The organism is Serratia sp. BNK-10, assembly GCF_047456065.1.
Taxonomy (GTDB): domain Bacteria; phylum Pseudomonadota; class Gammaproteobacteria; order Enterobacterales; family Enterobacteriaceae; genus Serratia; species Serratia ureilytica.
Map to the genome: position 1 here is coordinate 5,195,295 of NZ_CP179894.1, position 26,738 is coordinate 5,222,032.

The following is a 26,738-nucleotide window of genomic DNA, read 5'->3' on the forward strand; positions in this document are numbered from 1 at the left end:
AGCAAGAGATATTGCGGAAAGTGTTCCCGCTTTCCGGTCGACAAAACGGTGTTGCATGAACTGTCCCTAATCGGACGGACAGATTGGGTCACTGATCAGCGAGCTGAGGAACCCTATGGTTTACTCCTATACCGAGAAAAAACGTATTCGTAAGGATTTTGGTAAACGTCCACAAGTGCTGGACATACCATATCTCCTTTCTATCCAGCTTGACTCGTTCCAGAAGTTTATCGAGCAAGATCCAGAAGGGCAGTACGGCCTTGAAGCCGCATTCCGTTCTGTTTTCCCTATCCAGAGCTACAGTGGCAATTCGGAGCTGCAATACGTTAGCTACCGTCTTGGTGAGCCGGTCTTCGACGTCAAAGAGTGCCAGATCCGTGGTGTGACGTTCTCTGCACCGCTGCGCGTAAAACTGCGCCTGGTTATCTATGAGCGCGAAGCGCCTGAAGGTACGGTCAAAGACATCAAGGAACAAGAAGTCTACATGGGCGAAATTCCGCTCATGACCGAAAACGGCACCTTTGTGATCAACGGTACTGAGAGGGTTATCGTATCTCAGTTGCACCGTAGTCCTGGCGTATTCTTCGACAGCGATAAGGGTAAAACCCACTCCTCGGGTAAAGTGCTGTACAACGCACGCATCATCCCTTACCGCGGTTCATGGTTGGACTTCGAGTTCGATCCGAAAGACAACCTGTTCGTGCGTATTGACCGTCGCCGCAAACTGCCTGCGACCATCATTCTGCGCGCGCTGAACTACACCACTGAACAGATCCTCGACCTGTTCTTTGACAAGATCGTCTTCGAAATCCGCGACAACAAGCTGCAGATGGAGCTGGTGCCAGAGCGCCTGCGTGGTGAGACCGCTTCGTTCGATATCGAAGCCAACGGCAAGATCTACGTAGAGAAAGGCCGTCGCATCACCGCTCGTCATATCCGTCAGCTGGAAAAAGACGACATTCAGAGCATTGAAGTACCGGTAGAGTACATCGCGGGCAAAGTGGTCGCGAAAGACTATATCGATACCAATACCGGCGAACTGATCTGCGCAGCCAACATGGAGCTGTCGCTGGATCTGCTGGCCAAGCTGAGCCAGTCCGGCCACAAGCGCATCGAAACGCTGTTCACCAACGATCTGGACCACGGCGCGTACATCTCTGAAACGCTGCGTGTCGATCCGACCAACGATCGTCTGAGCTCGCTGGTAGAAATCTACCGCATGATGCGTCCTGGTGAGCCGCCAACGCGCGAAGCTGCCGAAAGCCTGTTCGAGAACCTGTTCTTCTCCGAAGACCGCTACGATCTGTCCGCGGTTGGCCGTATGAAGTTCAACCGTTCTCTGCTGCGCGACGAGATCGAAGGTTCGGGCATCCTGAGCAAAGACGACATCATCGAAGTGATGAAGAAGCTCATCGATATCCGTAACGGCAAGGGCGAAGTGGACGATATCGACCACTTGGGCAACCGTCGTATCCGCTCCGTCGGCGAAATGGCCGAGAACCAGTTCCGCGTAGGTCTGGTGCGTGTTGAGCGTGCGGTGAAAGAGCGTCTGTCTCTGGGCGATCTGGATACCCTGATGCCTCAGGACATGATCAACGCCAAACCGATTTCGGCGGCGGTGAAAGAGTTCTTCGGCTCCAGCCAGCTGTCCCAGTTCATGGACCAGAACAACCCGCTGTCCGAGATCACGCACAAGCGTCGTATCTCCGCACTGGGCCCGGGCGGTCTGACCCGTGAGCGCGCCGGCTTTGAAGTTCGAGACGTACACCCGACCCACTACGGCCGCGTGTGCCCAATCGAAACGCCGGAAGGTCCAAACATCGGTCTGATCAACTCCCTGTCCGTGTACGCACAGACTAACGAGTATGGCTTCCTGGAAACCCCGTACCGCCGCGTGCGTGATGGCGTGGTGACCGATGAAATCAACTACCTGTCTGCTATTGAAGAAGGCAACTTCGTTATCGCCCAGGCGAACTCCAACCTGGATGAAGAAGGCCGCTTCGTAGAAGACCTGGTCACCTGCCGCAGCAAAGGCGAATCAAGCCTGTTCAGCCGCGACCAGGTTGACTACATGGACGTATCCACCCAACAGGTTGTTTCCGTTGGTGCTTCACTGATTCCATTCCTGGAACACGATGACGCCAACCGTGCATTGATGGGTGCGAACATGCAACGTCAGGCCGTACCAACCCTGCGCGCCGATAAGCCGCTGGTCGGTACCGGTATGGAACGCGCTGTAGCGGTTGACTCCGGCGTAACCGCCGTTGCCAAACGCGGCGGTGTGATCCAGTACGTGGATGCTTCCCGTATCGTTATCAAAGTTAACGAAGACGAGATGTACCCGGGCGAAGCAGGTATCGATATTTACAACCTGACCAAGTACACCCGTTCTAACCAGAACACCTGCATCAACCAGATGCCGTGTGTGAATCTGGGTGAGCCAATCGAGCGCGGCGACGTGCTGGCGGATGGCCCATCGACAGACCTGGGCGAACTGGCGCTGGGCCAGAACATGCGCGTAGCGTTCATGCCTTGGAACGGCTACAACTTCGAAGACTCCATCTTGGTCTCCGAGCGCGTGGTGCAGGAAGATCGCTTCACCACCATCCACATCCAGGAACTGGCGTGCGTGTCTCGCGACACCAAGCTGGGGCCTGAAGAGATCACCGCCGACATCCCTAACGTGGGTGAAGCGGCGCTCTCCAAGCTGGATGAGTCCGGTATCGTGTATATCGGTGCTGAAGTGACCGGCGGCGACATCCTGGTCGGTAAGGTAACGCCTAAAGGCGAAACCCAGCTGACGCCGGAAGAGAAACTGCTGCGTGCGATCTTCGGTGAGAAAGCGTCTGATGTTAAAGACTCTTCTCTGCGTGTGCCGAACGGCGTTTCCGGTACGGTTATCGACGTGCAGGTCTTCACCCGCGATGGCGTGGAAAAAGACAAGCGCGCGTTGGAAATCGAAGAGATGCAGCTGAAGCAGGCGAAGAAAGACCTGACTGAAGAACTGCAGATCCTGGAAGCCGGCCTGTTTGCGCGTATCCACGCGGTACTGGTTGCCGGTGGCATCGAAGCCGACAAGCTGAGCAAGCTGCCGCGCGATCGCTGGCTGGAACTGGGCCTGACCGACGAAGAGAAGCAAAACCAGCTGGAGCAGCTGGCTGAGCAGTACGACGAACTGAAATCCGACTTCGAGAAGAAGCTGGAAGCCAAGCGTCGTAAGATCACTCAGGGCGACGATCTGGCGCCGGGCGTACTGAAAATCGTCAAGGTTTATCTGGCCGTTAAACGTCAGATCCAACCGGGTGACAAGATGGCGGGCCGCCACGGTAACAAGGGTGTTATCTCCAAGATCAACCCGATCGAAGATATGCCTTACGATGAAAACGGCACGCCGGTAGACATCGTACTGAACCCGCTGGGCGTACCATCACGTATGAACATCGGTCAGATCCTGGAAACCCACCTGGGTATGGCTGCGAAAGGCATCGGTGAGAAGATCAACCAGATGCTGAAGCAGCAGCAGGAAGTGGCCAAGCTGCGTGAGTTCATCCAGAAGGCCTACGATCTGGGCGACGATGTTTGCCAGAAAGTTGACCTGAACACCTTCAGCGACGACGAAGTGCTGCGTCTGGCAGAGAACCTGAAAAAAGGTATGCCGATCGCAACGCCGGTGTTTGACGGTGCGAAAGAGACTGAAATCAAGAAGCTGCTGGAAATGGGCGGTATCCCGACCTCCGGTCAGATCACGCTGTTCGATGGCCGTACCGGTGAGCAATTCGAGCGCCAGGTTACTGTCGGCTATATGTACATGCTGAAACTGAACCACTTGGTTGACGATAAAATGCACGCCCGTTCAACCGGTTCTTACAGCTTGGTTACTCAGCAGCCTCTGGGTGGTAAAGCGCAGTTCGGTGGTCAACGCTTCGGTGAGATGGAAGTGTGGGCACTGGAAGCATACGGCGCGGCTTATACCCTGCAGGAAATGCTCACCGTTAAGTCGGATGACGTTAACGGCCGTACCAAGATGTACAAAAACATCGTGGATGGCGATCACCGGATGGAGCCAGGCATGCCGGAATCCTTCAACGTACTGTTGAAAGAAATCCGCTCGCTCGGCATCAACATCGAACTGGAAGACGAGTAATCGTCATTCCGGCTCAGGCTCCCCGCCTAAGGGAGCCTGAGGGTGGTTGTTCAGGTCACACGGGTACCTACTGCGGTTGTGGGTGCCCAACAGGTTTAACTCCGACAGGAGCCAATCCGTGAAAGACTTATTGAAGTTTCTGAAAGCGCAAACTAAGACCGAAGAGTTTGATGCGATCAAGATTGCTCTGGCCTCGCCAGACATGATCCGTTCGTGGTCGTTCGGTGAAGTTAAGAAGCCGGAAACCATTAACTACCGTACGTTCAAACCAGAGCGTGACGGCCTTTTCTGCGCCCGTATCTTCGGGCCGGTAAAAGATTACGAGTGCCTGTGCGGTAAGTACAAGCGCTTGAAACACCGCGGCGTGATCTGTGAGAAGTGCGGCGTTGAAGTGACCCAGACCAAAGTGCGTCGTGAGCGCATGGGCCACATCGAGCTGGCTTCCCCGACTGCGCACATCTGGTTCCTGAAATCGCTGCCATCCCGCATCGGTTTGCTGCTGGATATGCCGCTGCGTGACATCGAACGCGTACTGTACTTCGAATCCTATGTGGTGGTCGAAGGCGGTATGACCAACCTCGAGCGTCGTCAGATCCTGACTGAAGAGCAGTATCTGGACGCGCTGGAAGAGTTCGGTGACGAATTCGACGCCAAGATGGGTGCGGAAGCCATTCAGGCCCTGTTGAAAAACATGGATCTGGAAGCCGAGTGCGAGCAGCTGCGTGAAGAGCTGAACGAAACCAACTCCGAAACCAAGCGCAAGAAGCTAACCAAGCGTATCAAGCTGCTGGAAGCGTTCGTACAGTCCGGTAACAAGCCGGAGTGGATGATCCTGACCGTGCTGCCGGTACTGCCGCCGGATCTGCGCCCGCTGGTTCCGCTGGATGGCGGTCGTTTCGCGACGTCGGATCTGAACGATCTGTATCGCCGCGTGATCAACCGTAACAACCGTCTGAAACGCCTGTTGGATCTGGCTGCGCCGGACATCATCGTGCGCAACGAAAAGCGTATGCTGCAAGAAGCGGTAGACGCCCTGCTGGATAACGGCCGTCGCGGTCGTGCGATCACCGGTTCCAACAAACGCCCTCTGAAATCTTTGGCCGACATGATCAAAGGTAAGCAGGGTCGTTTCCGTCAGAACCTGCTCGGTAAACGCGTTGACTACTCAGGCCGTTCCGTTATCACCGTAGGTCCATACCTGCGTCTGCATCAGTGCGGTCTGCCTAAGAAGATGGCGTTGGAGCTGTTCAAACCGTTCATCTACGGCAAATTGGAGCTGCGTGGCCTGGCCACCACCATCAAAGCCGCCAAGAAAATGGTTGAGCGTGAAGAAGCCGTCGTTTGGGATATCCTGGACGAAGTGATTCGCGAACACCCGGTACTGCTGAACCGTGCACCAACCCTGCACCGTTTGGGTATCCAGGCGTTTGAACCGGTTCTGATCGAAGGTAAAGCGATCCAGCTGCACCCGCTGGTTTGTGCGGCATATAACGCCGACTTCGATGGTGACCAGATGGCCGTTCACGTACCGCTGACGCTGGAAGCCCAGCTGGAAGCGCGTGCGCTGATGATGTCCACCAACAACATCCTGTCCCCAGCGAACGGCGAGCCAATCATCGTTCCTTCTCAGGACGTTGTACTGGGTCTGTACTACATGACCCGCGACTGTGTTAACGCCAAAGGCGAAGGCATGGTGCTGAACGGTTCCAAAGAAGCTGAGCGTGTTTACCGCGCCGGCCTGGCGTCGCTGCATGCGCGCGTTAAAGTGCGTATCACCGAAGACGTCAAGAACGCCGAAGGCGAGTGGACCTCTCAGACCAGCATCATCGATACCACCATCGGCCGCGCCATCCTGTGGATGATCGTCCCGAAAGGTCTGCCGTACGCGATCGTTAACCAGCCTTTGGGCAAGAAAGCGATCTCCAAGATGCTGAACACCTGTTACCGCATCCTGGGCCTGAAGCCGACCGTTATCTTTGCTGACCAGATCATGTACACCGGCTTTGCTTACGCAGCCCGTTCCGGCGCTTCCGTAGGTATCGACGACATGGTTATCCCGGCCAAGAAGGCGGAGATCATCGAAGAAGCGGAAACCGAAGTTGCCGAGATCCAGGAGCAGTTCCAGTCTGGTCTGGTGACCGCCGGCGAACGCTACAACAAAGTGATCGATATCTGGGCTGCCGCGAACGAACGCGTTGCGAAAGCGATGATGGAAAACCTGTCGGTAGAAGACGTGGTTAACCGTGACGGCGAAGTGGAACAGCAAGTTTCCTTCAACAGCATCTTTATGATGGCCGACTCCGGTGCGCGTGGTTCCGCCGCTCAGATTCGTCAGCTGGCCGGTATGCGTGGTCTGATGGCGAAGCCGGACGGCTCCATCATCGAAACGCCAATCACCGCGAACTTCCGTGAAGGTCTGAACGTACTCCAGTACTTCATCTCCACTCACGGTGCTCGTAAAGGTCTGGCGGATACCGCACTGAAAACCGCGAACTCCGGTTATCTGACCCGTCGTCTGGTTGACGTGGCGCAGGACCTGGTGGTGACCGAAGACGACTGTGGCACCCACGATGGCATCCTGATGACTCCGGTTATCGAAGGTGGCGACGTGAAAGAGCCGCTGCGTGAACGCGTTCTGGGCCGTGTGACGGCAGAAGACGTCCTCAAGCCGGGTACGGCGGACATTCTGGTGCCGCGCAACACCCTGCTGAACGAGAAGGCGTGTGACCTGTTGGAAGAGAACTCTGTCGACAGCGTTAAAGTTCGTTCCGTGGTGAGCTGTGAAACCGACTTCGGTGTGTGTGCAAACTGCTACGGTCGCGACCTGGCACGTGGCCACATCATCAACAAAGGTGAAGCCATCGGCGTTATCGCGGCACAGTCCATCGGTGAGCCGGGTACACAGCTGACGATGCGTACGTTCCACATCGGTGGTGCGGCATCTCGTGCGGCTGCTGAATCCAGCATTCAGGTGAAAAACAAGGGTAGCATCAAGCTGAGCAACGCGAAGTTCGTTATGAACGCCGCAGGCAAGCTGGTGATCACCTCGCGTAACACCGAACTGAAACTGATCGACGAATTCGGCCGTACCAAAGAAAGCTACAAGGTGCCTTACGGCGCCGTGATGGGCAAAGGCGACGGTGAAGAAGTTAACGGCGGCGAAACCGTTGCTAACTGGGATCCGCATACCATGCCGGTCATCAGTGAAGTCAGCGGCTTCATTCGCTTCGCCGACATGGTCGACGGCCAGACGATTACTCGTCAGACCGACGAACTGACCGGTTTGTCTTCTCTGGTTGTCCTGGACAGCGCAGAGCGTACCGGTAGCGGTAAAGACCTGCGTCCGGCACTGAAAATCGTTGACGCTAAGGGCGAAGACGTATTGATCCCAGGTACTGATATGCCTGCTCAATACTTCCTGCCGGGCAAAGCGATCGTTCAGCTGGAAGACGGCATTCAGATCGGTGCGGGTGATACCCTGGCGCGTATTCCTCAGGAATCCGGCGGTACCAAGGATATTACTGGTGGTCTGCCGCGCGTTGCCGACCTGTTCGAAGCGCGTCGTCCGAAAGAGCCGGCAATCCTGGCTGAAATCAGCGGGATTATCTCGTTCGGTAAAGAGACCAAAGGCAAACGTCGCCTGGTGATCTCTCCGCTGGACGGCAGCGACGCTTACGAAGAGATGATTCCGAAATGGCGTCAGCTCAACGTGTTCGAAGGCGAAGTGGTGGAACGTGGCGACGTCGTCTCCGACGGCCCAGAGTCTCCGCACGACATTCTGCGTCTGCGTGGCGTGCATGCGGTTACCCGCTACATCACCAACGAAGTGCAGGAAGTTTACCGTCTGCAAGGCGTTAAGATTAACGATAAGCACATCGAAGTTATCGTTCGTCAGATGCTGCGTAAAGGCACTATCGTTAGCGCTGGTGGCTCCGAGTTCCTGGAAGGCGAGCAGGCTGAAGTGTCTCGCGTCAAGATTGCCAACCGTCAGCTGGAAGCTGAAGGTAAGATCCCGGCAACCTTCTCGCGCGATCTGCTGGGTATCACCAAGGCTTCCTTGGCGACCGAGTCCTTCATCTCCGCCGCATCGTTCCAGGAAACGACGCGCGTTCTGACCGAAGCTGCCGTAGCCGGCAAGCGCGACGAACTGCGTGGCCTGAAAGAGAACGTCATCGTGGGCCGTCTGATCCCAGCCGGTACCGGTTACGCTTATCATCAGGATCGCATGCGTCGTCGTGCTCAGGGCGAAGCGCCGGTTGTTCCGCAAGTCAGCGCGGAAGAAGCGACCGCGAACCTGGCCGAACTGCTCAACGCAGGTCTGGGCGGCAGCGACGACGAGTAATCGTCATCCGCGCCGTGGGCCCGCTACGCCGGGCCCATCGCCAGATAAACCGCTCCCTCGGGGGCGGTTTTTTTTCGCCTCGCGCCGGGTTATGACAAACTTTGCTACTATGGTTACAGCAGAAATTGACCGGCGCTTTTTACCTGACAACCAAGGACAGTACGAAACATGGACAGCCTCATTACCTTCGAAAAACTGACGGCGAAACACCTGCCTTACCTGTATGAGATCCGCTTTTCCGTCGAAGAGAACCTGCTGCATCCGCATCAGATCCAGTATCTGCAGCGCAAGCAGGCGCTGGAAGACATCAACCAGGGCGGTGGCTGGATCTGCAAGTATGGCGAGGACTATGCCGGCGTTGGATTCGGGTTGTTCATCCCCGAACCGTTGATCGGCGGACTGTTCGTGAAGCCGGAATACCAATCAATGGGAATGGGTTCTGCCTTGCTGGCGCGCGTCACTGCCTGGATGTTTGAGCACGGCGCCGAAGCCATTCACTTAACCACCGATCCCGGCTCTAAAGCCGAAGGTTTTTATCAACATCACGGTTGGGATGTGATCGGGCGGGATGAGTTCGGTCAGGCGGAGCTGGTGAAACGCAAAGAGGGTGAATAATGAAAATCAAAGGATTGATGGCGTTACTGCTGCTTTCGCTGTTCAGCGCACCGCTGTACGCGGCCGTTGACTCTTTTTACCTGAAGCCGGCGGACGGCGAGAAGATCAAGGTCACCCGACAGATGCTGGAGGCGATGCCGTCGCACACGATTAAAACCTCGACCAATTTTACCCCGGAAGAGGCGTTCACCGGCGTTGAGTTTTCGGAGCTGGTGAAAGCGTACCATCTGCAAGGGAAATCGGTGCGCGCCTTCGCGTGGGACGACTATTCCTATTCGATGCCGATTGACGAGATGATTAAATATCGCGTGATTGTCGCCTATCTGCGCGGCGGTAAGCCGATCGACGTGGGGGAGCTGGGGCCATTCGCTATTATCTATCCGCGCGATCAATACCCCGAGCTGAATAACCTGGACGTGAACGCGAAAACCGTCTGGCAAGTCAAACGGCTGGAGATTAAATGAGATGAGCAAGAAACTGATCGGTACTCTTATCGCGTTGGTTGCCATCTTCTCCTTATTAATTTTGCTGATTGCCATTAACTTCGGTGGCGTAAAAGAGCGCTATAAGCAGATCGAACCCAATCTGGATAACTACTCGGTGGCCGAGATCCTGTTTCTGGCGTTTGAAAGAACCAAAACTGCGCTGCTGCTCAGTGAAAACGACGACTACGACGCTTTCCTGATCAAAAAGAAAATATTTTACTCGAAGATCCAAATCCTGGAGAGCCGCTCCACCTTCAGCGACTCTTTCTATTACGACGACGAATTTATCAAGAACGTCGCTCTGCTGAAGCAACAGTACCGAACGCTGGGCGATCTTTCCGTCGGTTTGCTGGCAGGGCGGAAAAGCAAGGCAGATATCCTCGCTTATATGGATGACATCGAGGGTACGTTGGTCGATATTCAGGAGATTATTTATCGGATACAAATTAAAAACTTCACCGAGGTTAAAGGCATCATCCAGGATAATTCGAGAAAAGCCGAGATGTTCGCCGTCTTATCGCTGATTTTGGTGTTCCTGATGATGTTCCTGGTGGTGAGAAATGCCTTCTCGTTAAAAGAGATCATCAAGAACAAGAACATCTTTATCTCATCCATCTACCATGAAATCGCCGGTTCGACGCAGGCCATCGTCATCGCCGCGGATATCATGGAGCACGAGCTGGCGCAGGAAGAGCTCAAAAAGGAGGCCCGCCTGATCTCCTACCACGGCAACAAGATCGCCGAACAAACGCGCGAGGTGATGGATTATTCGCGGTTTGAAATGGGGGAGGTTAACGTCAATATTTCCACCTTTCGGCTGCATGAGGTGGTGGACGATGCCATGACCAGTATCAGCGCTGGGCGCGGTAATCGTATCGTGGTGCGTCGTTCATCCTATGTTGGTTTGATTTGCTCCGACAAATACAAGCTCTACCGAATATTGGCCAATCTGCTCAGCAACGCGGACAAATTTACCCACCACGGCGCGATCATCCTCAACGTGAAGGTGTGCCATGGCAATCTGTATTTATGGGTAAAAGACAACGGCATCGGATTTAACGTTAATAATCTGGAACGGTTGTACAAGGCGTTCAATCAGGGAGTAGAAAGGGAAACGCGGCAGGGACTGGGGCTGGGGCTGACCATTATCAAGAATTATGTGACGACGCTGAAAGGCGCCATCAGAGTCAAATCCACCGAAGGCGTTGGTTCATCGTTTTTCATCCGCATTCCGGTCAAACTAATTAAAGAATAAATTCGACAGCAGCAGTGAGGAGATAATCAGCGGTTTGGTCGGTTTTTCCACCAGGTGCACGTCATAGTGCAGGATCATATCGCCGATATTCTTCTCATAGTGATTCAGCTGGCCGGTCAGAATGATGATGCGCGCGTGCGGATCGAGGGTGTCCTTTATTTTCTTCACGACGCGTTCTGAGGTTTCGCCGAAGTCCAACAGCCAGTCCAGAATAAACGCCTCAAAGGACTGTTGCTCAAGTGCGGCCAGCATGGCATCCGCCGTTTGAAAGGTCTCGGTCTCAATGCCGTAGCGGCAGGCGATTTTCTTCAACAGCTCGAGGATATCGCTGTCGTTGTCCAGGATCGCGATGCGCGGCGCCGGCAGAAAGTCTATCTTGTTGACTCTGTACAGCGGTACGTCGGCCTGCGTATCCCGGCTGGTATTGATGATGAAAAGGTCATCTTTTTTGTAGGCGTAGGTTTCGTCGTCGTCCAGCTGTGTCACCGGGTGTTCGTCGACTTCAACCTTACAGCGTTTGTGAATGCTGTTCATGATAAAAACGCCGTTATGCGTTCTTTGGCCGGCGAATGGCTCGTTGAAGTACTGAAACACCTTTCTGACTTCGTCGAGGGTGATGCCCCTTTTACCATCCAGCTTCTGCTTGGCGCTGTTGTACTGAAGGTTCAGTATGTTGGCCATCGTGGAGGCATGTTTTCTGTCGCCAACCCCTTTAAGAGTGAGCAACGCGCTGATTGCATCGATGTAATTTGGCGTTTTCTTCATGACAACCTTGGCTTTTTTGATGTTGACCGCGAGCGTGGCAAATCTGCGCGAGGACCCGTGCTGGATTATAGATGATGCCCCGGAGGTTGCGGTGATATCAGTTTGATTTTCCTTGGCAAACTCAGAATACACTCGATATCAAATAAAAAAACACTCAAAAGACATTCACATTTAATCGTTTGTATGGTTAATTAGCGCACATACTGTGTGATTCGCGTCCTGGGGGGGTTGCCAGTCTCACAAAATAAACCGCCTGCTCTTGTCTGTAAGCAGGGAGCAGGCGGCAAAAAACGCGACGGCCAACACCAGGGCCATTGGCAGTACTGAAGATGACCGGCACTTTTTCGAAAATGGCTCGCTGTCATGTTCGGGCCTGCTGATATTGTCGAACGCTTTCTACCACCACCTCGGGCGTAACCACGCCTTCCTGCCCCAAAATCACTGCTTGCGAAGTACCCTGCGCGACGATTCGTTCGCCGATGCTGAACGTATGCGTCGCATAGAAGTAGCGTTCGTCCCAATGGGTAATTGTCATGCTGACCCGATAGCGTTGGAACGGCCGCAGCGCTTTTTTATAGTCCATCGTATGTTGACTGACGATCGGTGACCAGCGTCGTTTGAGCATTAGCGCCAGCAGGCCGGTGCGAATAAACAGATCGACCCGGTTCAGGTCGCATACCGTCATATAGCGGCCATTGTTCATGTGCAAGTTGATATCGATGTCATTCAGCCAGACGCGGGTCGCCAGTTGGTTGGTCAGCGCATCCATCGACATGCGCGGTTTCCACAGTGAAGAGAGCAAGATCCAGATCAAACGCAGGTAGAGGTTCATGGTCAGTATTCCGCCGGATTGTCAGATCAGTAAGGTGGTCAGATTTTAACTGTGGTCAAACCAGTTTGTTTTGTCAAAACGCATGACGCCATTTTGCGTGATGGCAGGGGCCCGAGGGAGCCCGGAGTCGCGCAAGAGCGTCTGTGCGCGATCCGGGGTTGGATAAGGCGGGGCCATCGAGAGGGAGACGGCCCCGGCCGGCGCCGGGTTTGGCGGTCGGCAACGTCACTATAATCGGCGGGCCTGCCGGCGCCAGCGCCACCGTTCGGCATTGCGCGGCCGCTCCAGCGTTTTCTTCGCACGGCGGTAAACGTTGCCGCTTATTGCGCGCTGCGTCCCAGATAATCGTCCCAGTCTTTCCACACCGGCTGCAGCCCGGCGTTGCTGATGGCCTCGGCGACCTGCTGCGGCGTGCGGCCGTCGTGCGGCTCGAACTGTTCCAGCTCAGGCGGTACGTCGTCGGCATAGCCGCCGGGTTGCGTCTTGGATCCCGCGCTGACGCTATTGATCGCCACCGGGATCATATGATCGCGGAAGTACGGCGACTCCCGGGTAGACAGCGACAGCTCAACGTCCGGCGCGAACAGCCGGAAGGCGCAGATCAGCTGCACCAGCTGAGGCTCACTCATGATAGACGCGGGCTCAATGCCGCCGGCGCAGGGGCGCAGGCGTGGGAACGAGATCGAGTAGCGGCTCTGCCAATAGGTTTGCTGCAGGTAGAACAGGTGTTCCGCCAGCAGATAACAGTCGGTTCGCCAGCTGTGGGACAGGCCGATTAACGCGCCGAGGCCGATCTTGTCGATCCCGGCGCGCCCCAGGCGATCCGGCGTGGCCAGGCGCCAATGGAAATCCTGCTTCTGGCCGCGCAGGTGGTGCTGCAGATAGGTGGCCGGATGGTAGGTTTCCTGGTACACCAGCACGCCGTCCAGGCCCAGCGTTTTCAGTTCGGCGTATTCCTCCTGCGCCAGCGGCTGCACTTCCATCATCAGCGAGCTGAAGTGGCGGCGGATCGCCGGAATGTGCTGGCGGAAATAGTCCATGCCGACCTTGGTCTGATGTTCGCCGGTGACCAGCAACAGATGTTCGAACCCCAGCGCCTTGATGGCTTCGCACTCGCGCGCAATCTCCGCCGCATCCAGCGTTTTGCGCTTGATGCGGTTGCTCATCGAAAAGCCGCAGTAGGTGCAGTCGTTGGCGCACAGGTTGGACAGGTACAGCGGCACATAGAAGCTGACGACGTTGCCGAACCGCTGACGGGTCAGCAACTGCGCGCGTTGCGCCAACGGTTCCAGATACGGCGCGGCCGCGGGGGAGATCAGCGCCATAAAGTCGTCGCGCGTCAGCTTGTCGGCGTTCAATGCGCGTTCCACGTCGCGCGCCGTTTTGCCGTTGATGCGCAGCGTAATGTCGTCCCAGTCCAGCTGTTGCCAGCGGCTACTGAAATCGTCGGTCATCACTGCGCCTCCTCTGGCTGGCTGAGAAAAGCGGTCAGCGGGCTGGACGCGACCGCGCCGCGCTGGCTGGAGCCTAATCCGGCGCTGCGTGCCAGCTCGCCGGCCTCCAGCGCCAGGCGAAATGCCCGCGCCATCTGCACCGGATCGCGCGCCACGGCGATGGCGGTATTCACCAGCACCGCGTCGGCGCCCAGCTCCATCGCTTCCAGCGCGTGGCTTGGCGCGCCGATGCCGGCGTCTACCACCACCGGCACCCTAGCTTGCTCGATGATGATTTCGAGGAAGTCACGGGTGCGCAGCCCGCGGTTGGAGCCGATAGGGGCGCCGAGCGGCATCACCGCTGCGCATCCCACTTCTTCCAGCCGTTTGCACAGCACCGGATCGGCGCCGCAGTAGGGCAGCACCACAAAACCGTCTTTCACCAGCGTTTCCGCCGCCTTCAGCGTTTCTATCGGATCCGGCAGCAGGTATTTCACATCGGGATGGATCTCCAGCTTCACCCAGTGGGTGCCGAGCGCTTCGCGCGCCAGTCGGGCGGCGAACACCGCTTCGGCGGCCGTTTTGGCGCCGGAGGTATTGGGCAACAGCCTGACGCCCAACTGTTGCAGCGGCGCCAAAATGGCGTCGTTGCCGCCGCGCAGATCGACGCGCTTCATGGCCATGGTCACCAGCTGTGAGCCGGAGGCCGCCAGCGCCTCCAACATCAGCGCCGGGGTGGCGAACTTGCCGGTGCCGGTGAACAGGCGCGAGGTAAAAGTGGTATCGGCGATTTTCAGCATGTCAGCCTCCGGCGATCGCTTGAAACAGCAAAATGTCGTCACCGTCCTGCACCTGATGGTCGGCCCAGTCGGCGCGTGGGATAATGGTTTGGTTGATCGCCAGCGCGGTGCCCGGCTGGTGGCGTTCCAGCTGGATCAGCAGGGCGGCGACGCTGAGCGGCTGCGCCAGCTCCAGCGGTTGGTCGTTCAGACGGATCTTCATGCGGCGCCTCCGCAGACCGGGCAGGCGCGGGCCCGGCTCAGCTGCAGCGTGCTCCAGCTTTGCTGCTTGCCGTCGAACAGCCGCAGCTTGCCGCTGAGGGAGGAAGGCATGCCGGCCAGCATCTTGATGGCCTCCAGCGCTTGCAGAGTGCCGATCACGCCCACCACCGGGCCGAGCACCCCGGCGGTGCGGCAGTTGCGCTGCGGTTCTTCCTGCTCCGGGTACAGGCAGGCGTAGCAGCCGTGCGCATAGGGCGGCTCGAGCACCAGCAACTGGCCGCTGAAACCCACTGCGCTGCCGCTGATCAGCGGCTTGGCGGCGGCGATGCAGGCGGCGTTGACCTCATGGCGGGTCGCCATGTTGTCGCAGCAGTCCAGCACCAGATCGGCGCGGGCGACCGCGTCGCGCAGCGCTTGCCCTTGCAGCCGCTGCGCCAGCGGGATGGACTCCACCAACGGGTTCAACGCCTGCAGATGGCGTTGCGCCAGCGCCGCTTTGCCGGTGGCGGTATCGGCGCTGCGGTACAGGATTTGCCGCTGCAGGTTGGTGACGTGCAGCGTGTCGTCGTCGGCCAGCAGCAGCGTGCCGACCCCGGCGGCGGCCAGATACAGCGAAGCCGGGGACCCCAGCCCCCCCAGGCCGACGATCAGCACCGTGGCGCGCTTGAGTTTTTCCTGACCTTCCGGGCCGACATCCTCCAGCAGCAGCTGGCGGCTGTAGCGCAGGAACTCCCGATCGTTAAGCATCGTTCGGCTCCTTACCTTCGATCAGCCGCAGCAGTTCGGCCGTCGCCGCGCGCCAGTCCGGCGCCTGGGTGATGGCGCTGACCACCGCCACGCTGCCGACGCCGCACGCCAGCACCGCCGGTACGCGATCGATACTGATCCCGCCGATCGCCACCGTCGGGTAATCCGCCAAACCGGCGATGTGGCGTTTTAACTCCGCCAGCCCCTGCGGCGCCGAAGGCATGTCTTTGGTTTGGGTGGGGAAGATGTGCCCCAGCGCGATGTAGGAGGGTTTCACCGCCAGCGCGCGCGCCAGCTCGGCATCGTCATGGGTGGAAACGCCGAGCCGCAGCCCGGCGCGGTGAATAGCCGCCAGATCGGTGGTATCGAGATCTTCCTGGCCCAGATGCACGCCGTAGGCGCCGTGCCTGATCGCCAGCCGCCAGTAATCGTTGATGAACAGCCGCGCCTGATAACGCCGACCCAGCGTGATGGCGGCGGCGATATCCTCTTCGACCTGCTCGTCCGGCAGATCCTTGATGCGCAGCTGGATCGTGGTAACGCCGGCCTCCAGCAGGCGAGCGATCCACGCCACGCTGTCGACGACCGGGTAAAGCCCCAGTTTGTGGGGCGTCGCCGGGAAGGGCGTCGTGATATCAGTCATTGCTCGTCTCCTCCTGCAGGTTGCCGGCGCTGTGATACAGCTCGCTGCCGCGGGCGCGGAACTCGGCGGACATTTTCTCCATGCCGGTCAGCTGCACCTCGATCGGTTTGGCGGCCTCTTGGGCGGCGGCGTAGTCGCGCACCTCTTGTGAAATCTTCATCGAGCAGAATTTCGGTCCGCACATCGAGCAGAAGTGAGCGATCTTGCCGGACTCCTGCGGCAGGGTTTCGTCGTGATAAGCGCGCGCGGTGGCCGGATCGAGCGCCAGATTGAACTGATCTTCCCAGCGGAACTCGAAACGCGCCTTGGACATGGCGTTATCGCGAATTTGCGCGCCCGGATGGCCTTTGGCCAGATCGGCGGCGTGGGCGGCGATCTTGTAGGTGATCAGGCCCTGTTTGACGTCCTCTTTATTCGGCAGGCCGAGGTGCTCTTTCGGCGTGACGTAACACAGCATGGCGCAGCCGAACCAGCCAATCATCGCCGCGCCGATGCCGGAGGTGAAATGGTCATAGCCCGGGGCGATATCGGTGGTCAGCGGGCCAAGGGTGTAGAACGGTGCTTCGTGGCAATGTTCCAGCTCTTCGGTCATGTTGCGGCGGATCATCTGCATCGGCACGTGGCCCGGGCCTTCAATCATCACCTGTACGTCGTATTCCCAGGCGATTTTGGTCAGCTCGCCCAGCGTATGCAGCTCGGCGAACTGGGCCTCGTCGTTGGCGTCCTGAATCGAGCCGGGGCGCAGGCCGTCGCCGAGCGACAGTGAAACGTCGTAGGCGGCGCAGATCTCGCAGATTTCACGGAAGTGCTGATAGAGGAAGTTTTCCTGATGGTGCGACAGACACCATTTGGCCATGATCGAGCCGCCGCGCGACACGATGCCGGTCAGGCGTTTGGCGGTCATCGGCACGTAGCGCAGCAGCACGCCGGCGTGGATGGTGAAGTAATCGACCCCTTGTTCAGCCTGTTCCAGCAGCGTATCGCGGAACATCTCCCAGGTGAGGTTTTCCGCCACGCCGTTGACCTTCTCCAGCGCCTGGTAGATTGGCACGGTGCCGATGGGCACCGGGCTGTTGCGCAGGATCCACTCGCGGGTTTCGTGAATGTAGCGGCCGGTGGAGAGATCCATCACGGTGTCTGCGCCCCAGCGGGTGGCCCACACCAGCTTCTCCACCTCTTCTTCGATCGACGACGTGACCGCCGAGTTGCCGATATTGGCGTTCACCTTCACCAGGAAATTGCGGCCGATGATCATCGGCTCCGCCTCCGGGTGATTGATGTTGGCGGGGATGATGGCGCGGCCGGCGGCCACTTCCTGGCGCACGAACTCCGGCGTGATGTTGTCCGGCAGGTTGGCGCCCCAGCCCTGGCCCGGATGCTGGTGGCGCAGCACCTCGCCGCGAATGCGTTCGCGCCCCATGTTTTCACGGATGGCGATGAACTCCATCTCCGGGGTGACGATGCCGGCGCGGGCATAGTGCAGTTGGGTCACGCACTTGTCCGGCAACGCCTTGCGCGGCAGCGGCAGATGTTCGAAGCGCAGGTGATCCAGCCCCTCGTCCGCCAGACGCTGTTGGGTGAAGCCGGAACTGGCGCCGCTCAGGGTCGCGGTATCGCCGCGCGCGTCGATCCAGCCGGCGCGCAGCTTGGCCAGGCCGGCGTGCACATCGAGCTCGGCCTGTGGATCGCCGTACGGGCCCGCGGTGTCATATACCGGGATCGCCTCGTTCTGTTCATACTGCGGGCTATCTTTGCTGCCGCCGACCAGGGTCGGGCTGAGCTGAATTTCGCGCATCGGCACCTGGATATCGCGGCGCGAGCCCTGCAGGTAGATGCGGCGTGAGTTTGGGAAAGCCATGCCTTGCAGCGTGTCGATAAACTGCTGGGCGGCTTCGCGTTGCGCTTTACGGGCGCGCGGTGGATTAACGTTAGACATAGCAAGTTCCTACCAGTGTGTTGGGTTGGGAAAGTTGCTTGTCTGGAGCTCGGAGGGAGTAATGATGGTGGCCGATAAGGCTGGGCGCCCGCAAGGGGAAGGCCGTGCCTGTGGCGATAGATTACTCTTGTTCCCTTCGCGGGTATTAACCCGATCAGGTTCCGCGGATCCCGAATTAACGGTCTCAGCCTGGCTGATTCGATGAACAAATCAGGCGCTAGGCACTCCGACAAGATGCCCCCCAGTATAGGAGGGATAAGAAAAAAAACTATAAAATTTTAACGCGCCGGATCCAGCGCCTGGTCCGGCAGCGGTTGCTGCGCGGCCTCCGCTTCCAACAGGATCAGCTTATCTTCCAGCGCAAAGCGCGCCGCCAGCGTTTCGCCGATATCCGACAAGGCCTGATGGAATTCCAGACAGACCTCCTGATCGATATCCACTTCGGTATAGCGATCGTGGAACGCCATGATCTGTTCGGTATTGGCCCATAGCTTGGGGTAGATGTTCACCGCCAGCGACATTTTCGGACTGGCTGCGCCTTCCACTTGTTTGATAATTCTGTCATAGATATGAAAATGCCCTGCTGAGAGGTAATCCACCAGGTTATGGCAAAAGTTCTCCAGCGCTTTTTCATTCAGCGGCGTATGCTTTTCTTTATTCGGTTTGAGGCCTACCAGCGTGCAGTAGGCGACCAGCAACTGCTTGCGGGCCTGAAGCCATTGATCAACTAATTCATTACTACCGCCAACGCGCTGAGTCAGCCTTTCCAAACGGTTGAGCATGTTTGACTCCGTGTAAGTAACAAAAGTAACCGGTAAGTTATTAAAATGTAACAAAGCCGATTTGTAGAGTGCCAGTGAAGCTGAGGTTGTGCAACAACGATATGGAACTTGCATTAACGGGCAATGAAAACGGCTGGTGGATCGTCAGCCATGAAAGCAAACTTTGGTTACCGAACGGTGAATTGCCGTCGGGGACGGCCGCCGCCCTCGGGCTGCAGGGCCACATGGCGCGCGTCATCGGTGAGTGGGAGGGCGCGCCGGTCTGGCTGGTGCGCCAGGCGATGCCGCGGGAGATGGGATCGGTGCGTCAGCTGTTGGATCAGGATCGCGGTCTGTTCCAGCTTGCCGGGCGCGGCGTGCAGCTGGCGGATTTCTACCGCTCCCATCGCTATTGCGGCTACTGCGGCCATGAGATGCATCTCAGCCGCACCGAAAGCGCCTGCCTCTGCGGCCACTGCAAAGAACGGTACTACCCGCAGATTGCGCCCTGCGTGATCGTCGCCATTCGGCGCGACGATCAGATCCTGCTGGCGCAGCACGTGCGCCATCGCGGCGGTATCCACACGGTGCTGGCCGGTTTCGTCGAAGTGGGCGAAACGCTGGAGCAGGCGGTGGCGCGCGAAGTGATGGAAGAGAGCAATATCGAAATCAAGAACCTGCGCTACGTCACTTCACAACCCTGGCCGTTCCCACACTCGCTGATGATGGCCTTTATGGCCGATTACCATCAGGGCGACCTTCGTCACGATCCCAAGGAGCTGCTTAACGCAGGCTGGTATCGCTACGACCAACTGCCGCTGTTGCCGCCGCCCGGTACCGTGGCGCGCCGGTTGATTGAGGACACCGTGGCGCTGTGCCGGGAAGAATAATGTACAATGGCCGGCAGATTATTAAGGGAGCCCCATAAATGACTGAGTTGAAGAACGATCGCTACCTGCGCGCGCTGTTGCGCCAGCCGGTGGATGTGACCCCCGTATGGATGATGCGCCAGGCCGGTCGTTATTTGCCGGAGTACAAGGCGACCCGCGCCCAGGCCGGTGATTTCATGTCGCTGTGCAAGAACGCGGAGCTGGCCTGTGAGGTTACGCTGCAGCCGCTGCGCCGCTATGCGCTGGACGCCGCCATTCTGTTCTCCGACATTCTCACCATTCCCGACGCCATGGGGCTTGGCCTGTACTTTGAAGCCGGCGAAGGCCCGCGTTTCAGCTCACCTATCACCTGCCGTGCCGACGTCGACAAACTGCCGGCGTTCGATCCGGAAGTGGAGCTGGGCTATGTGATGAACGCGGTGCGCACCATCCGCCGCGAGCTGAAGGGCGAAGTGCCGCTGATCGGCTTCTCCGGCAGCCCGTGGACGCTGGCTACCTATATGGTTGAAGGCGGGAGCAGCAAGGCCTTCACCAAGCTGAAAAAAATGATGTATGCCGAACCGGCCACGCTGCACCTGTTGCTGGACAAGCTGGCGGACAGCGTGATCCTGTACCTCAACGCCCAAATCAAGGCCGGCGCGCAGTCGGTGATGGTGTTCGACACCTGGGGCGGGGTGCTGACCGGGCGCGATTACCGCGAGTTCTCGTTGCACTACATGCACAAGATCGTCGATGGCCTGCTGCGTGAAAATGACGGCCGCCGCGTGCCGGTGACGCTGTTTACCAAAGGCGGCGGGCAGTGGCTGGAGGCGATGGCCGCCACCGGCTGCGATGCGCTGGGGCTGGACTGGACCACCGATATCGCCGACGCGCGTCGTCGCGTGGGCGACACAGTGGCGCTGCAGGGCAATATGGATCCGTCGATGCTCTATGCTTCTCCGGCGCGCATCGCGGAAGAGGTGGAGACCATTCTGGCCGGTTTTGGCCACGGCAACGGTCATGTGTTCAACCTGGGCCACGGCATCCATCAGGATGTGCCGCCTGAGCACGCTGGCGCCTTCGTCGAGGCGGTGCACGCGCAGTCGGCGAAATACCACCGTTAAGGATTCGATGTGACCGATATGCAGGCCCTGCGCGCCGAACAGCTGCGGCGCGCTGCTGAAATCATTCGCTACGACGATCTGCCGGCCGAACCGCCGGCCTTCATCGCCGGCGCTGACGTGGGCTTCGAGCAGGAGGGGGCGGTGACGCGTGCCGCCATCGCCATACTGCGCTATCCGTCGCTGGAGCTGGTGGAATATCAGGTGGCGCGCATCGCCACCGTCATGCCTTATATCCCGGGCTTCCTGTCGTTTCGCGAATATCCGGCGCTGTTGGCCGCCTGGGCACAACTGCGGCAAAAGCCGGGGCTGATCTTCGTCGATGGGCATGGTATTTCACATCCGCGGCGCCTCGGCGTCGCCAGCCATTTCGGCCTGCTGGTCGATGTACCGACCATCGGCGTGGCCAAGAAGCGCCTGTGCGGCAAATTCGCGCCGCTGGAGGCCGCCGTCGGCGCGCTGGCGCCGTTGGAAGATAAGGGGGAACAGCTGGGCTGGGTATGGCGCAGCAAGGCGCGCTGCAACCCGCTATTCATCTCTACCGGTCACCGCGTGGGCGCCGACAGCGCGCTGGTGTGGGTGCAGCGCTGTATGGCGGGCTACCGTTTGCCGGAGCCGACCCGCTGGGCCGACGCCATCGCTTCGCGCCGTCCGGCGTTTCAGCGTTGGTTGCAGCAGCATCCGGAGGTGTCGCCATGAGCGATTTCGGGTACACTGCGCCGCAGATAACGCGTAAGAGAGTAAAGCATGCTACGTAACCCGATTCATTTACGTCTGGAACGGCACGAGGCTTGGCAACATTTGACCTTTATGGCCAGTTTGTGCGAGCGTATGTACCCGAATTACCAGATGTTCTGCAAACAGACCGAGTTCGGCGATCCGGCGATTTATCGCCGCATTCTGGATTTGGTGTGGGAAACGCTGGTGGTGAAGGACGCCAAGGTCAACTTCGACAGCCAGCTCGAGAAGTTGGAAGAGGCGATTCCGTCGGCGGAAGATTACGATCTTTACGGCGTTTACCCGGCAATTGATGCCTGTATCGCATTAGGGGAACTGATCCATTCGCGGCTCGGCGGGGAGACGCTGGAGCACGCCATCGCCATCAGCGAAACATCGATTCGCACCGTGGCGATGTTGGAAATGACTCAAGCCGGTAGGGAAATGACCGACGAAGAGTTGGGAAGTTTGCCTGCGGTAGAGGAAGAATGGGACATTCAATGGGAAATTTTCCGCCTGTTGGACGCCTGTGAAGAGCGCGATATAGACCTGATCAAGGGGCTGCGATCCGACCTGCGAGAGGCCGGTGTCAGCAACATCGGGATAAATTTAGCGCAATAAGGCAACAAAACGTGATTTAACGCCTGATTTGTCATGCCTTAAGGCTTCACATCCGCACCCTGTCTGGTCTACATTTGGGGGGCGTAAAAAAAGTGGCTATCGGTGCGTGTATGCAGGAGAGTGCTGTCAATCGGCATATCCGTCGCACTCGATGCTTTGCAAACGATAAACACACTGTAAGGATAACTTATGAACAAGACTCAACTGATTGATGTAATCGCGGACAAGGCTGACCTTTCCAAAGCACAAGCTAAACTGGCTCTGGAATCCACCCTGGCTGCTATTACTGAGTCTCTGAAAGAAGGTGATGCAGTACAATTGGTTGGCTTCGGTACTTTCAAAGTAAACCATCGTAGCGAGCGCACTGGCCGCAACCCACAGACTGGCAAAGAAATCAAAATCGCAGCAGCCAACGTGCCTGCGTTCGTTTCTGGCAAAGCACTGAAAGACGCTGTTAAATAAGACCGCGCCTCGGTGAAAAGATTAAACAGAGGGGCGATGGCGCCCCTTTTGTTTACTCGTCGGGTGCTCATGGCCGCCGGCATCGCCCTCGGTCTGAGCGCCTGCAGTTTCCATTCCGATATTCCCAGCTTTACCGCCAGCGGCTTTGTGGCCGATCAAGGCGTGATACGCCTGTGGCGTAAAGACGATGAGCAACATCGCCCGCAGGTGCTGGTCAGCGTCTATAGTCCCTACCGCGGACCGGGTACCATCACCACGCTGTACACCTATCAGGGCGACGTGCTGCGCCAAATCAAACGCAACGACGCCGACGGCGATCGAGATTCCATTCAACTGCGCTTTGCCGACGACGGCACGGTGAGCTTTATGCAGCGCCAGCTGGCGACACGCCGCGAACCGCTGACCCGCGATGAAATCGCCCTGTATCAATATCAGGCGCGACGTATCCTCGAAGTCAGCAATGCGCTGCGCGCCGGCAAGGTTAAATTGCTGCAGGGGCGTTGGTTGCAGGGCGAAGTGCAAACCTGCGACGGGCAGCGCTTAAAACCCGGGTTGGATGCTTCCGCCATCGCCTGGATCGAAAAACGCGCCCGCAGCAGCAGCCGGCCGGTGAGCGTCGCCTGGTTGGAAGCGCCGGAAGGCAGCGAGCTGCTGCTGGTGGCGAACGACGACTTCTGCAGCTGGGAACCGAAAGAAGACCAGCTATAAAAAAGGCCCCGCGCTGCGGAGCCTCTTGTCATGACCTTATCAGGTCAAATCACTTGCCGCGCGCAATCGCGCGATAACCGATATCTTTGCGGCAGAAGCTGCCCGGCCACTGGATGCCTTCCGCCAGCTGATAGGCGCGTTGTTGCGCCTGCGCCACGGTGTCGCCCAGCGCCGTCACGCACAGAACGCGACCGCCGCTGGTGACGACGTCATTGCCCTGCAGGCGCGTGCCGGCATGGAAGACCTTACCGTCGGCGCTTTCCTGTTGCGGCAGCCCCTGGATCACCTCGCCGTTGCGATAATCACCCGGATAACCGCCGGCCGCCAGCACCACGCCGAGCGCGGGGCGCTCGTCCCAGTCGGAGGTTTTCTCGTTCAGGCGGCCTTCGGCTCCCGCCAGGCACAGTTCCACCAGATCGGAACGCAGGCGCAGCATGATCGGCTGGGTTTCCGGATCGCCGAAACGACAGTTGAATTCGATCACCTTCGGCTGGCCGTCGGCGGCGATCATCAGGCCGGCGTAAAGGAAGCCGACGTAGGTGTTGCCTTCCGCCGCCATGCCGCGCACCGTCGGCCAGATCACCTGGTCCATGGCGCGCCGGTGGATTTCGTCGGTCACGACCGGTGCGGGAGAATAGGCGCCCATGCCGCCGGTGTTCGGGCCGGTGTCGCCGTCGCCGACGCGCTTGTGATCCTGGCTGGTGGCCATCGGCACCACGTTCTCGCCGTCGACCATCACGATGAAGCTGGCCTCTTCACCGTCAAGGAACTCTTCCACCACGATGCGATGGCCGGCGTCGCCGAAGGCGTTGCCGGCCAACATGTCGCGCACCGCCTCTTCCGCTTCCTGCAGCGTCATCGCGACGATCACGCCTTTACCGGCCGCCAGGCCATCGGCCTTGATGACGATCGGCGCGCCTTTGCGGCGCACATAGGCCAGCGCCGGCTCCACCTCGGTGAAGTTTTCATATTCGGCGGTCGGGATGCGGTGGCGCGCCAGGAAATCCTTAGTGAAAGCTTTGGAGCCTTCGAGCTGCGCGGCGGCCTGTGATGGGCCGAAGATTTTCAGACCGGCGGCCTGGAAGGCATCGACCACGCCGATCACCAGCGGGGCTTCCGGCCCGACGATGGTCAAACCGATGTCATGGCTCTGGGCGAACGCGACCAGGGCGGGGATGTCGGTGGCGGCGATCGCCACGTTTTCCAGATTGGCTTCCAGCGCGGTGCCGGCATTACCCGGCGCAACATAGACTTTATCCGCCAGCGGAGACTGGGCGGCTTTCCAGGCCAGCGCGTGTTCGCGCCCGCCGTTGCCGATAATCAAAATGTTCATCAGAAGCTCCACGAATGGCGTGCGCCGGAGCGCACGCGGCAAAAGGAATTAATGGCGGAAGTGACGCATGTCGGTGAAGATCATCGCAATGCCGTGTTCGTTGGCGGCGGCGATCACTTCGTCGTCGCGGATCGAACCGCCCGGCTGGATCACGCAGGTGATGCCAACCGCCGCTGCGGCGTCGATGCCGTCGCGGAACGGGAAGAAGGCGTCGGAGGCCATGGCGGAGCCTTTCACTTCCAGCCCTTCGTCGCCCGCTTTGATGCCGGCGATCTTGGCGGAGTAAACGCGGCTCATCTGGCCGGCGCCTATGCCGATGGTCATGTTGTCACGCGCATAAACGATGGCGTTGGATTTCACGAACTTGGCCACTTTCCAGCAGAACAGCGCGTCACGCAGTTCCTGTTCGGTCGGCTGGCGCTCGGATACCACGCGCAGATCGGCGGCGGTCACCATGCCGAGATCGCGATCCTGTACCAGCAGCCCGCCGTTGACGCGCTTGAAGTCCAGCCCCGCCACGCGTTGCTGCCACTGGCCGCAGGCCAGCACGCGCACGTTCTGTTTGGCGGCCAGCAGGGAGCGCGCTTCCTGAGTGACGTTTGGCGCGATGATCACTTCCACGAACTGGCGGCTGATGATCGCCTGCGCGGTGGCGGCGTCCAGCTCGCGGTTAAAGGCGATGATGCCGCCGAAGGCGGAAGTCGGGTCGGTTTGGTAAGCGCGCTCATAGGCGGCGAGGATGTCGTCGCCGATCGCCACGCCGCAAGGGTTGGCGTGCTTGACGATCACGCAGGCCGGTTCGGCAAACTCTTTCACGCATTCCAGCGCGGCGTCGGTATCGGCGATGTTGTTATAGGACAGCGCTTTGCCCTGCAGCTGCTCGGCGGTCGCGACGGACGCTTCCTTTACCTCTTCTTCTATATAGAAGGCGGCCTGCTGGTGGCTGTTCTCACCGTAACGCATATCCTGCTTCTTGATGTAGTTGAGGTTCAGGGTACGAGGGAATCGGCCGGACGGCTGTTCGGTCTCGCCGTGGTACGCCGGCACCAGCGCGCCGAAGTAGTTGGCGATCATGCTGTCGTAGGCGGCGGTGTGTTCGAAAGCCTTGATGGCGAGATCGAAGCGGGTGGCATAGCGCAGCGAGCCGTCGTTGTTGTCCATCTCGGTAATGATGGCGGCGTAGTCGCTGCTCTTCACCACGATGGCGACGTCTTTATGGTTCTTGGCGGCGGAGCGCACCATGGTCGGGCCGCCGATATCGATATTTTCGACCGCGTCTTCCAGAGAGCAATCCGGGCGCGCTACGGTTTGGGCGAACGGGTACAGATTGACGACCACCATGTCGATAGGCTGGATGTCATGCTGATTCATGACCGCGTCGTCCTGGCCGCGGCGGCCGAGGATACCGCCGTGAACTTTCGGGTGCAGGGTCTTAACTCGTCCGTCCATCATCTCCGGGAAGCCGGTGTAGTCGGAAACTTCGGTAACGGGCAGACCGGCGTCTGCCAGCAGGCGGGCGGTGCCGCCGGTGGAGAGCAGTTCAACGCCGCGCTGGGAAAGCGCTTCGGCGAATTCAACGATACCGGCTTTGTCAGACACGCTGAGCAGAGCCCGGCGGATTGGACGAGGTTGTTGCATGGTTTTATCCCTTGGCTTTGAGTCGCAATTAAAGAGCGTTACGTGAATGTCCACCTCGTTCTCTGTATAAAGCGCGGTTTTCTGCCTTATAAAGGGAGGGACAGGCACAAATTCAGGTAACGCCCCCGTAAAAAGGGGGATCGTTTCGTCGCGGGGAATTGTAGCGAAAACGTTTGCGTGGCGCTCGTAAATTTTCCGTACAAATCGCATCTGTGGATAACACTGTGTGCAAGTGGGTATAAAGCGGGGTTTTGCTGTGGAATGCAGCTAACGATCGTTTTTGCTGAAAATACCTGTTGCGGCCTGCGAG

Annotated in this window: 22 protein-coding genes and 1 riboswitch; of the genes, 11 read left to right on the plus strand and 11 right to left on the minus strand. The window is 58.5% G+C overall.

What is annotated here, in order from left to right; genetic code table 11:
• Nucleotides 1-115: 115 nt before the first annotated feature.
• The 5 genes from rpoB to ACMGG9_RS24920 all read left to right on the plus strand — a co-directional run bounded on the left by rpoB (nt 116) and on the right by ACMGG9_RS24920 (nt 10,841).
• Nucleotides 116-4,144, plus strand: coding sequence for a DNA-directed RNA polymerase subunit beta (gene rpoB, locus ACMGG9_RS24900; RefSeq protein WP_004929900.1), 4,029 nt, complete (start codon nt 116-118; stop codon nt 4,142-4,144).
• Between the two features lie 118 nt (nt 4,145-4,262).
• Nucleotides 4,263-8,486 (plus strand): DNA-directed RNA polymerase subunit beta', encoded by a 4,224-nt coding sequence (gene rpoC, locus ACMGG9_RS24905; protein ID WP_033644357.1) that lies wholly within the window; start codon nt 4,263-4,265, stop codon nt 8,484-8,486.
• Nucleotides 8,487-8,654: 168 nt separating this feature from the next.
• The gene (locus ACMGG9_RS24910) at nt 8,655-9,101 is read left to right on the plus strand and encodes a GNAT family N-acetyltransferase (protein WP_033652702.1); all 447 of its coding nucleotides are present in this window, start codon (nt 8,655-8,657) and stop codon (nt 9,099-9,101) included.
• Nucleotides 9,101-9,565: an oxidoreductase gene (locus ACMGG9_RS24915; protein WP_147881180.1), complete on the plus strand. Its 465-nt coding sequence runs from the start codon at nt 9,101-9,103 to the stop codon at nt 9,563-9,565. The genes ACMGG9_RS24910 and ACMGG9_RS24915 overlap by 1 nt, the downstream gene beginning before the upstream one ends.
• 1 nt (nt 9,566) lies before the next feature.
• Complete coding sequence (locus ACMGG9_RS24920; RefSeq protein WP_033644360.1) at nt 9,567-10,841, plus strand: sensor histidine kinase; 1,275 nt, start codon at nt 9,567-9,569, stop codon at nt 10,839-10,841.
• Here ACMGG9_RS24920 and ACMGG9_RS24925 read toward each other — a convergent pair.
• The 9 genes from ACMGG9_RS24925 to ACMGG9_RS24965 form a co-directional block, all read right to left on the minus strand.
• Nucleotides 10,827-11,522, minus strand: coding sequence for a response regulator (locus tag ACMGG9_RS24925; protein ID WP_033644361.1), 696 nt, complete (start codon nt 11,520-11,522; stop codon nt 10,827-10,829). The genes ACMGG9_RS24920 and ACMGG9_RS24925 overlap by 15 nt on opposite strands.
• 445 nt (nt 11,523-11,967) lie before the next feature.
• A complete protein-coding gene (locus ACMGG9_RS24930) occupies nt 11,968-12,438 on the minus strand; it encodes a thioesterase family protein (RefSeq protein ID WP_197802337.1) in 471 nt (156 codons plus the stop codon).
• Nucleotides 12,439-12,758: 320 nt separating this feature from the next.
• Complete coding sequence (gene thiH / locus ACMGG9_RS24935; RefSeq protein ID WP_033644362.1) at nt 12,759-13,892, minus strand: 2-iminoacetate synthase ThiH; 1,134 nt, start codon at nt 13,890-13,892, stop codon at nt 12,759-12,761.
• Nucleotides 13,892-14,671: a thiazole synthase gene (locus tag ACMGG9_RS24940; protein WP_368927628.1), complete on the minus strand. Its 780-nt coding sequence runs from the start codon at nt 14,669-14,671 to the stop codon at nt 13,892-13,894. Before ACMGG9_RS24940 ends, thiH begins: the two co-directional genes overlap by 1 nt.
• Nucleotide 14,672: 1 nt before the next feature.
• On the minus strand, nt 14,673-14,873 hold the full coding sequence (gene thiS / locus ACMGG9_RS24945) for a sulfur carrier protein ThiS (RefSeq protein ID WP_123893153.1): 201 nt from the start codon (nt 14,871-14,873) through the stop codon (nt 14,673-14,675).
• On the minus strand, nt 14,870-15,619 hold the full coding sequence (locus tag ACMGG9_RS24950; protein WP_033652707.1) for a HesA/MoeB/ThiF family protein: 750 nt from the start codon (nt 15,617-15,619) through the stop codon (nt 14,870-14,872). The genes thiS and ACMGG9_RS24950 overlap by 4 nt, the downstream gene beginning before the upstream one ends.
• On the minus strand, nt 15,612-16,262 hold the full coding sequence (gene thiE / locus ACMGG9_RS24955; protein ID WP_072626854.1) for a thiamine phosphate synthase: 651 nt from the start codon (nt 16,260-16,262) through the stop codon (nt 15,612-15,614). Before thiE ends, ACMGG9_RS24950 begins: the two co-directional genes overlap by 8 nt.
• Complete coding sequence (thiC, locus tag ACMGG9_RS24960) at nt 16,255-18,198, minus strand: phosphomethylpyrimidine synthase ThiC (RefSeq protein WP_033652709.1); 1,944 nt, start codon at nt 18,196-18,198, stop codon at nt 16,255-16,257. Before thiC ends, thiE begins: the two co-directional genes overlap by 8 nt.
• A 114-nt stretch (nt 18,199-18,312) precedes the next feature.
• Nucleotides 18,313-18,437, minus strand: a riboswitch (TPP riboswitch).
• Nucleotides 18,438-18,476: 39 nt separating this feature from the next.
• On the minus strand, nt 18,477-18,980 hold the full coding sequence (locus ACMGG9_RS24965) for an Rsd/AlgQ family anti-sigma factor (protein WP_019456431.1): 504 nt from the start codon (nt 18,978-18,980) through the stop codon (nt 18,477-18,479).
• 101 nt (nt 18,981-19,081) lie between these two features.
• Here ACMGG9_RS24965 and nudC point away from each other — a divergent pair, with 101 nt between their 5' ends.
• The 6 genes from nudC to ACMGG9_RS24995 all read left to right on the plus strand — a co-directional run bounded on the left by nudC (nt 19,082) and on the right by ACMGG9_RS24995 (nt 23,457).
• Nucleotides 19,082-19,849: an NAD(+) diphosphatase gene (nudC, locus tag ACMGG9_RS24970; protein WP_033652716.1), complete on the plus strand. Its 768-nt coding sequence runs from the start codon at nt 19,082-19,084 to the stop codon at nt 19,847-19,849.
• A gap of 38 nt (nt 19,850-19,887) precedes the next feature.
• Nucleotides 19,888-20,952, plus strand: a complete 1,065-nt coding sequence (hemE, locus tag ACMGG9_RS24975; protein WP_033652710.1) for a uroporphyrinogen decarboxylase — start codon at nt 19,888-19,890, stop codon at nt 20,950-20,952.
• Between the two features lie 9 nt (nt 20,953-20,961).
• A complete protein-coding gene (nfi, locus tag ACMGG9_RS24980) occupies nt 20,962-21,648 on the plus strand; it encodes a deoxyribonuclease V (protein WP_047024910.1) in 687 nt (228 codons plus the stop codon).
• 48 nt (nt 21,649-21,696) lie between these two features.
• Entirely contained in the window at nt 21,697-22,287 is a 591-nt protein-coding gene (locus tag ACMGG9_RS24985; protein WP_033644369.1) for a YjaG family protein, read from the plus strand.
• 189 nt (nt 22,288-22,476) lie between these two features.
• Nucleotides 22,477-22,749: a nucleoid-associated protein HU-alpha gene (gene hupA / locus ACMGG9_RS24990; protein WP_004929874.1), complete on the plus strand. Its 273-nt coding sequence runs from the start codon at nt 22,477-22,479 to the stop codon at nt 22,747-22,749.
• A 36-nt stretch (nt 22,750-22,785) separates the two neighbouring features.
• Nucleotides 22,786-23,457 carry a DUF1481 domain-containing protein gene (locus ACMGG9_RS24995; protein WP_080273415.1) on the plus strand — a complete coding sequence of 224 codons (672 nt, stop codon included), beginning with the start codon at nt 22,786-22,788 and terminating at the stop codon, nt 23,455-23,457.
• A gap of 49 nt (nt 23,458-23,506) precedes the next feature.
• Here ACMGG9_RS24995 and purD read toward each other — a convergent pair whose 3' ends face one another.
• Nucleotides 23,507-24,790: a phosphoribosylamine--glycine ligase gene (purD, locus tag ACMGG9_RS25000; RefSeq protein ID WP_414161799.1), complete on the minus strand. Its 1,284-nt coding sequence runs from the start codon at nt 24,788-24,790 to the stop codon at nt 23,507-23,509.
• Between the two features lie 48 nt (nt 24,791-24,838).
• Nucleotides 24,839-26,428 (minus strand): bifunctional phosphoribosylaminoimidazolecarboxamide formyltransferase/IMP cyclohydrolase, encoded by a 1,590-nt coding sequence (purH, locus tag ACMGG9_RS25005; protein ID WP_108680059.1) that lies wholly within the window; start codon nt 26,426-26,428, stop codon nt 24,839-24,841.
• Nucleotides 26,429-26,738: the final 310 nt, after the last annotated feature.

Coding starts and splice junctions, on each gene's coding strand:
- ACMGG9_RS24985 (WP_033644369.1), top strand. CDS start 21,697: ATGCTACGTAACCCGATTCATTTACGTCTGGAACGGCACGAGGCTTGG.
- ACMGG9_RS24910 (WP_033652702.1), top strand. CDS start 8,655: ATGGACAGCCTCATTACCTTCGAAAAACTGACGGCGAAACACCTGCCT.
- ACMGG9_RS24965 (WP_019456431.1), bottom strand. CDS start 18,980: ATGCTCAACCGTTTGGAAAGGCTGACTCAGCGCGTTGGCGGTAGTAAT.
- purH (WP_108680059.1), bottom strand. CDS start 26,428: ATGCAACAACCTCGTCCAATCCGCCGGGCTCTGCTCAGCGTGTCTGAC.
- rpoB (WP_004929900.1), top strand. CDS start 116: ATGGTTTACTCCTATACCGAGAAAAAACGTATTCGTAAGGATTTTGGT.
- ACMGG9_RS24925 (WP_033644361.1), bottom strand. CDS start 11,522: ATGGCCAACATACTGAACCTTCAGTACAACAGCGCCAAGCAGAAGCTG.
- ACMGG9_RS24995 (WP_080273415.1), top strand. CDS start 22,786: ATGGCGCCCCTTTTGTTTACTCGTCGGGTGCTCATGGCCGCCGGCATC.
- hupA (WP_004929874.1), top strand. CDS start 22,477: ATGAACAAGACTCAACTGATTGATGTAATCGCGGACAAGGCTGACCTT.
- purD (WP_414161799.1), bottom strand. CDS start 24,790: ATGAACATTTTGATTATCGGCAACGGCGGGCGCGAACACGCGCTGGCC.
- thiE (WP_072626854.1), bottom strand. CDS start 16,262: ATGACTGATATCACGACGCCCTTCCCGGCGACGCCCCACAAACTGGGG.
- ACMGG9_RS24940 (WP_368927628.1), bottom strand. CDS start 14,671: ATGCTGAAAATCGCCGATACCACTTTTACCTCGCGCCTGTTCACCGGC.
- ACMGG9_RS24950 (WP_033652707.1), bottom strand. CDS start 15,619: ATGCTTAACGATCGGGAGTTCCTGCGCTACAGCCGCCAGCTGCTGCTG.
- hemE (WP_033652710.1), top strand. CDS start 19,888: ATGACTGAGTTGAAGAACGATCGCTACCTGCGCGCGCTGTTGCGCCAG.
- ACMGG9_RS24920 (WP_033644360.1), top strand. CDS start 9,567: ATGAGCAAGAAACTGATCGGTACTCTTATCGCGTTGGTTGCCATCTTC.
- thiC (WP_033652709.1), bottom strand. CDS start 18,198: ATGTCTAACGTTAATCCACCGCGCGCCCGTAAAGCGCAACGCGAAGCC.
- ACMGG9_RS24915 (WP_147881180.1), top strand. CDS start 9,101: ATGAAAATCAAAGGATTGATGGCGTTACTGCTGCTTTCGCTGTTCAGC.
- thiH (WP_033644362.1), bottom strand. CDS start 13,892: ATGACCGACGATTTCAGTAGCCGCTGGCAACAGCTGGACTGGGACGAC.
- nudC (WP_033652716.1), top strand. CDS start 19,082: ATGGAACTTGCATTAACGGGCAATGAAAACGGCTGGTGGATCGTCAGC.
- ACMGG9_RS24930 (WP_197802337.1), bottom strand. CDS start 12,438: ATGAACCTCTACCTGCGTTTGATCTGGATCTTGCTCTCTTCACTGTGG.
- thiS (WP_123893153.1), bottom strand. CDS start 14,873: ATGAAGATCCGTCTGAACGACCAACCGCTGGAGCTGGCGCAGCCGCTC.